The following is a 5,240-nucleotide window of genomic DNA, read 5'->3' as shown; positions in this document are numbered from 1 at the left end:
GATCGAAAATCACCAGGCCGGCGCGCGCCTGGTGATTTTCGATCTGCAGCAGGCGGCGCTCGACAGCCTGGTGCAGCACCTGGCCGATCACCACAACGCCGAGGCCCTCGGCCTGCTCTGCGACGTCGCCGACGCCGCCGCGGTGCAGCGCGCGGTGGCCCTGGCCATCGAGCGTTTCGGCGGCATCGACGTGCTGGTCAACAACGCCGGCATCACCCACCGCAGCACCTTCGCCGACACCAGCCTGGAGGTGTTCCAGCGGGTCATGGCGGTCAACTACTTCGGCGCGCTGCATTGCACCCAGGCGGCGCTGCCCAGCCTGATCGCCCGCGGTGGGCAGATCATCGTGCTCAGTTCGCTGTCGGGCATCGCCCCGCTGCTCTACCGCAGCGCCTACAACGCCAGCAAGCACGCCCTGCACGGCCTGTTCGAGACCCTGCGCTACGAGCTCAAGGGCTCGGGGGTCAACGTCATGCTGGTGTGTCCCGGCTTCACCGCCACCGACCTGCGCAAGAACGCCCTGGTCGGCGACGGTTCGGTGGCCGCCCAGCCGCCGCTGGCGATGGGCAAGGTGGCCTCGCCGCAGGACGTCGCCGAGGCCATCTACCACGGCGCCCTGAGGCGCCGGCGCCTGCTGGTGCTGTCCAACGTCGACTGGCGCGCGCGGGTGCTGGCGCGCTTCTTCCCGCGGCTGTTCGAGCGGGTGCTGCTGCCGCGGCTGTCCGGGCTCAAACCGCAGGGTTCGGGGCGGGGCTGATGCGCTTCTGCTGGCGCCGCTGTGCCGGGCCGAGAACGCGCCGCTGCGGGTGATGACCGACCTGTGGCCGCCGTTTCGCATGGAGAGTGCAAGCGGCGAGCTGCAGGGCCTGGATATCGACCTGCTGGCGGAGCTGTTGCGCCGCACCGCGCTGCGCTACCAGCCGGTGGCGGCGCGCCAGTAACCGGCGGCGCCCCGGCTAGTGGTTATGCGGCTCGCCGTAGAGCTGCTGAACCAGATCCATGTCCCAGTAGGCGGCCTCGATCTTGTGCCCGTCGAGATCGCGCACGAAGCAGCCGTAATAGGGTTCGCCATACTCCGGGCGCGGCCCCGGCTGACCCTCGTCGCGGGCGCCGGCGGCCAGTGCGGCCTGGTGGAAGGCGTGCACCGCGGCCTTGTCCGGGGCGACGAAACCGAAATGGCTGCCGTTGCCGAGGGTCGCCGGCTGGCCGTCGATCGGCGTCTGCACCCAGAACTCCGGGTACTCGCGGCCGAAGGCCACGGCGCCGGGGTGACGCATGATTTCCTTGCAGCCGAGGGTGGCCAGCACCTTGGCGTAGAAGTCGCAGGCCGCCTCGAAACGGTTGGTGCCGATGGATACGTGGGACAGGATGCTGGGGTTGGCGTCGCTCATGACGGGGCTCCTTGGTTGGCGAGACGGCCAAGCCTAGTCGCTGTTTTGCCGTTGCGCCTGCTGCCGGTTGAGCAGCATGAACAGGCGGAACAGCACCACCAGGGCGAACAGCTGGAGGAAGCCGCTGGCCGTCTGCTGCAGCACCCACAGCAGGCTGTCGTCGCGGCTCGGCAGGGTCCACCAGTCGAGCAGCCAGAGCGGCACCAGCACGCCGGCCAGGCAGCTGAACACCTCCCAGAAGCGCCCATTGGTCAACTCGAAGCTGCCCCGCAGGGCGCTCATCGGCGGCTGCCCGCGCAGCACCAGAAGCAGCTCGGCGAAGGCCAGCTTGACCATGATCCAGATGCCCGGCAGCACCAGCAGCGACAGCCCGAGCAGGATCGCCAGGGTGCTCAGCCCGGCCAGCAGGGCGAATCCCGGCCACAGGCGCAGGGCGGCGGCGAACAGCTCGTTGCCGGTCGCTGCGCGGCCGTTGCTGCGGGCGTCGAGGAAGAGGATCAGCTGCGCGGCGTAGAGCGGATAGAAGAGTACGCCGAGGAGGATGCCGTAGGCCGGATTGGCGCCTTCGCCGAGCTGAGCCGCCAGCAGCGCCTGGGCGATGGCCTCGGCCAGCAGCAGCGGCAGGCACAGGCGGGCTATGGCCGCCAGGTTGTGGCTGAAGAAGAACCAGGCATCGCGCAGGATCGGCAGTGGATTCATCGGCAGAACTCGGCAAAGGCGAAGACCCGCACTGTAGCAGAGGCGCCGCGCGCTCCGCGCTGATGGCAATGCTCTGGCATACTGGCAGGGCTTTCCGCCCGCCGACCGAGGATGCCCGGTGAAGAAGATCGCCGTATTCGCCGACGTACAGAACCTCTACTACACGGTGCGCCAGGCCCATGGCTGCCATTTCGACTACGCCGCCTTCTGGGCCGACGTCAGCCGCCAGGGGCAGATCGTCGAGGCCTACGCCTATGCCATCGAGCGCGGCGACGCCAAGCAGCAGCAGTTCCAGCAGATCCTGCGCAAGCTCGGCTTCACCGTGAAGCTCAAACCCTATATCCAGCGCAGCGACGGCTCGGCCAAGGGCGACTGGGACGTCGGCATCTGCATCGACGTGCTCGACGCCGCCGAGCGGGTCGACGTGGTGGTGCTGGCCTCCGGCGACGGCGATTTCGACCTGCTGCTCGAGCGCGTGCGCCAGCGCGGCACCGAGGCGATCGCCTACGGCGTGCCGGGGCTGACCGCGCAATCGCTGATCCGCGCCGCCAGCCGTTACGTGCCCATCGAGGGCAGTCTGCTGCTCAAGAGTCATTGAGGACATTCGTGGAATCCATTGCCGTCATCGACTTCGAAACCACCGGCGTGTCGCCGGACCAGGCCCGTGCCACCGAGATCGGCGTGGCCATCATCGAGGGCGGGCAGATCGTCGCCCGCTACCAGAGCCTGATGAACAGCGGCGCCTGGGTGCCGCCCTTTATCGAGCAGCTCACCGGCATCAGCAACGCCATGCTGCGCGCGGCGCCGCCGTCCGACCAGGTGATGGCCGAGGTGGCCGACTTTATCGGCGAGCGGCCGCTGCTGGCGCACAACGCCGCCTTCGACCAGAAATTCTGGGACGCCGAATTGGCGCGCATCCGCCGTCGCCGGCGACAGCCGTTCGCCTGCTCGCTGCTGCTGTCGCGGCGCCTGCTGCCGGAGGCGCCGAGCCACAAGCTGGGCAACCTCAACCGCTGGGCCGGGCTGCCGGACACCGGCCGCGCCCACCGCGCCCTGGCCGATGCCGAGATGGCGGCCAACCTGACCCTGCACCTGTTCGACCTGTTGCGCCGCCGTCACGGTCGGCACCAGGCCGATCACGCATTGCTCTGCCAGTTGCAGAAGCTGTCGGCGGCCAAGGTGCGCGCGCTGCTGACCGCCGGCTAGCGAGTCGTGGCCCGGATGGCTTTGCGGCCAACCTCCCCGGATTGCATCCGGGCCAGGTGAATACCAGCTTCGTCCCTGCCATGGGCGCAGACCGGGTAAACTGCGCGCCTGTTTCTTTTCGACCGGTTGCCCCCCATGACCTTCGCCTCCCTCGGCCTGATCGAGCCGCTGCTGCGCAGCCTCGTCGGCCTCGACTACCAGACCCCGACCCCGGTGCAGAGCCAGGCGATTCCCGCCGTGCTCAAGGGCCGCGACCTGATGGCCGCGGCGCAGACCGGCACCGGCAAGACCGCCGGCTTCGCCCTGCCGCTGCTGCAGCGCCTGACCCTGGAAGGCCCGCAGGTGGCGAGCAACTCGGTGCGCGCGCTGGTGCTGGCGCCGACCCGCGAGCTGGCCGAGCAGGTACTGCAGAGCTTCCTGGTCTACGGCCAGCACCTGCCGCTGAGCTGCTACGCGGTGTACGGCGGGGTCAGCATCAACCCGCAGATGATGAAGCTGCGCAAGGGCGTCGACGTGCTGGTGGCCACGCCGGGGCGATTGCTCGACCTGTACCGGCAGAACGCGGTCAGGTTCAACCAGCTGCAGTGCCTGGTGCTCGACGAGGCCGACCGCATGCTCGACCTGGGTTTTGCCCGTGAGCTGGACGAGCTGTTCAGCGCCCTGCCGAAAAAGCGCCAGACCCTGCTGTTCTCCGCCACCTTCTCCGACGTTATCCGGCAGATGGCCGGCGAGCTGCTGCGCGACCCGCTGTCGGTCGAGGTCAGCCCGCGCAACGCCGCGGCCAAGAGCGTCAAGCAGTGGCTGATCCCGGTGGACAAGAAGCGCAAGGGCGAGCTGTTTCTGCACTTGTTGCAGAAAAAACGCTGGGGCCAGGTGCTGGTGTTCGCCAAGACGCGCAAGGGGGTCGATCAGCTCGAACAGGAGCTGCTGGCCATCGGTGTGGCCGCCGACTCGATCCACGGCGACAAGCCGCAGCCGGCGCGCCTGCGTGCGCTGGAGCGCTTCAAGGCCGGCGAGGTGCAGGTACTGGTGGCCACCGACGTGGCCGCGCGCGGGCTGGATATCGACGACCTGCCGCTGGTGGTCAACCTGGATCTGCCGATCAACGCCGAGGACTACGTGCACCGCATCGGCCGCACCGGTCGCGCCGGCGCCACGGGCGAGGCGATCTCGCTGGTGTGCGCCGACGAGGTGGAGCAGCTGGCGGCCATCGAGAACCTCACCCAGCAGCTGATCAAGCGCGTCGACGAGCCTGATTTCATCCCCGACCACCGCGTACCGCTGACGGCGGTCGGCGGCCAGGTGCTGAAAAAACCGAAGAAGCCCAAGCAGAAACTCATCCCCGGCGCGGCCAAGCCGGCCGGCAAGGGCAATATCCACCTCGGCCGCTGGTTCGAGGAAGAGGATGCCAAGCCCAAGGCCAAGGCGGTGCGCAAGGTGCCGAGCTTCGGCGGCAAGCCCAAGGGTGGCAAGAAGTAGGGGCGCTTACTGGAAACGCTCGCGGCCATGGCGCAAGAAACCTAGAGCCGTAGCCCGGATGCAATCCGGGGCGTTGCGCCGATATGCCCCGGATTTCATCCGGGCTACAAACTGCCTCGATCGTTTTGCAGCAGCCCGCTTGCGGGCGATCGGTGCTCGCACTAAGCGGATCGTCCGCAAGCGGGCTTCTACAGCGGGATCTTCAGCCAGTCGAGCACACCCTGCGCCGCGACCCGGCCGCTGGCGAAGCAGGCGGTGAGCAGGTAGCCGCCGGTGGGCGCCTCCCAGTCGAGCATTTCGCCGGCGCAGAACACCCCGGGCAGCGCCCTGAGCATCAGGCCGTCATCGAGCGCCTCGAAGGGTACCCCGCCGGCGCTGCTGATCGCCTCGGCCAGCGGCCGTGGGCGCAGCAGGGTGAGCGGCAGCGCCTTGATCCAGGACGCCAGGGCGGGCGGATCGGCGAAG

The 5,240-nt window shown here is 68.7% G+C and carries 8 protein-coding genes; 5 read left to right on the top strand and 3 right to left on the bottom strand.

The features are described from left to right. Together N878_RS12025 and N878_RS26815 are read left to right on the top strand one after the other, a co-directional pair. On the top strand, nt 1-757 hold a 757-nt coding region (locus N878_RS12025), incomplete at its 5' end, for an SDR family oxidoreductase (protein WP_021443902.1). 52 nt (nt 758-809) lie between these two features. Continuing rightward, complete coding sequence (locus tag N878_RS26815; RefSeq protein WP_021443901.1) at nt 810-941, top strand: hypothetical protein; 132 nt, start codon at nt 810-812, stop codon at nt 939-941. A gap of 15 nt (nt 942-956) precedes the next feature. On the opposite strand, the gene N878_RS12020 is transcribed toward N878_RS26815, so the two are convergent. Further along, a complete protein-coding gene (locus tag N878_RS12020) occupies nt 957-1,391 on the bottom strand; it encodes a VOC family protein (protein ID WP_021443900.1) in 435 nt (144 codons plus the stop codon). Between the two features lie 33 nt (nt 1,392-1,424). Then, nucleotides 1,425-2,090 carry a YciC family protein gene (locus N878_RS12015; RefSeq protein WP_021443899.1) on the bottom strand — a complete coding sequence of 222 codons (666 nt, stop codon included), beginning with the start codon at nt 2,088-2,090 and terminating at the stop codon, nt 1,425-1,427. Between the two features lie 118 nt (nt 2,091-2,208). Here N878_RS12015 and N878_RS12010 point away from each other — a divergent pair, with 118 nt between their 5' ends. The 3 genes from N878_RS12010 to N878_RS12000 all read left to right on the top strand — a co-directional run bounded on the left by N878_RS12010 (nt 2,209) and on the right by N878_RS12000 (nt 4,775). Further along, on the top strand, nt 2,209-2,688 hold the full coding sequence (locus N878_RS12010) for an NYN domain-containing protein (protein WP_021443898.1): 480 nt from the start codon (nt 2,209-2,211) through the stop codon (nt 2,686-2,688). Between the two features lie 8 nt (nt 2,689-2,696). Then, a complete protein-coding gene (locus N878_RS12005; protein WP_021443897.1) occupies nt 2,697-3,296 on the top strand; it encodes a PolC-type DNA polymerase III in 600 nt (199 codons plus the stop codon). A gap of 135 nt (nt 3,297-3,431) precedes the next feature. Further along, a complete protein-coding gene (locus N878_RS12000; RefSeq protein WP_021443896.1) occupies nt 3,432-4,775 on the top strand; it encodes a DEAD/DEAH box helicase in 1,344 nt (447 codons plus the stop codon). A 188-nt stretch (nt 4,776-4,963) separates the two neighbouring features. Here the strand turns inward: N878_RS12000 and N878_RS11995 are convergent. Continuing rightward, nucleotides 4,964-5,240: NAD(P)/FAD-dependent oxidoreductase (locus N878_RS11995; RefSeq protein WP_031303086.1), on the bottom strand; the 277-nt coding region annotated here is incomplete at its 5' end.

This window comes from Pseudomonas sp. EGD-AK9 (assembly GCF_000465935.2).
In the GTDB taxonomy this organism is placed as follows: domain Bacteria; phylum Pseudomonadota; class Gammaproteobacteria; order Pseudomonadales; family Pseudomonadaceae; genus Aquipseudomonas.
This window is presented reverse-complemented; position numbering and strand designations above follow the sequence as displayed.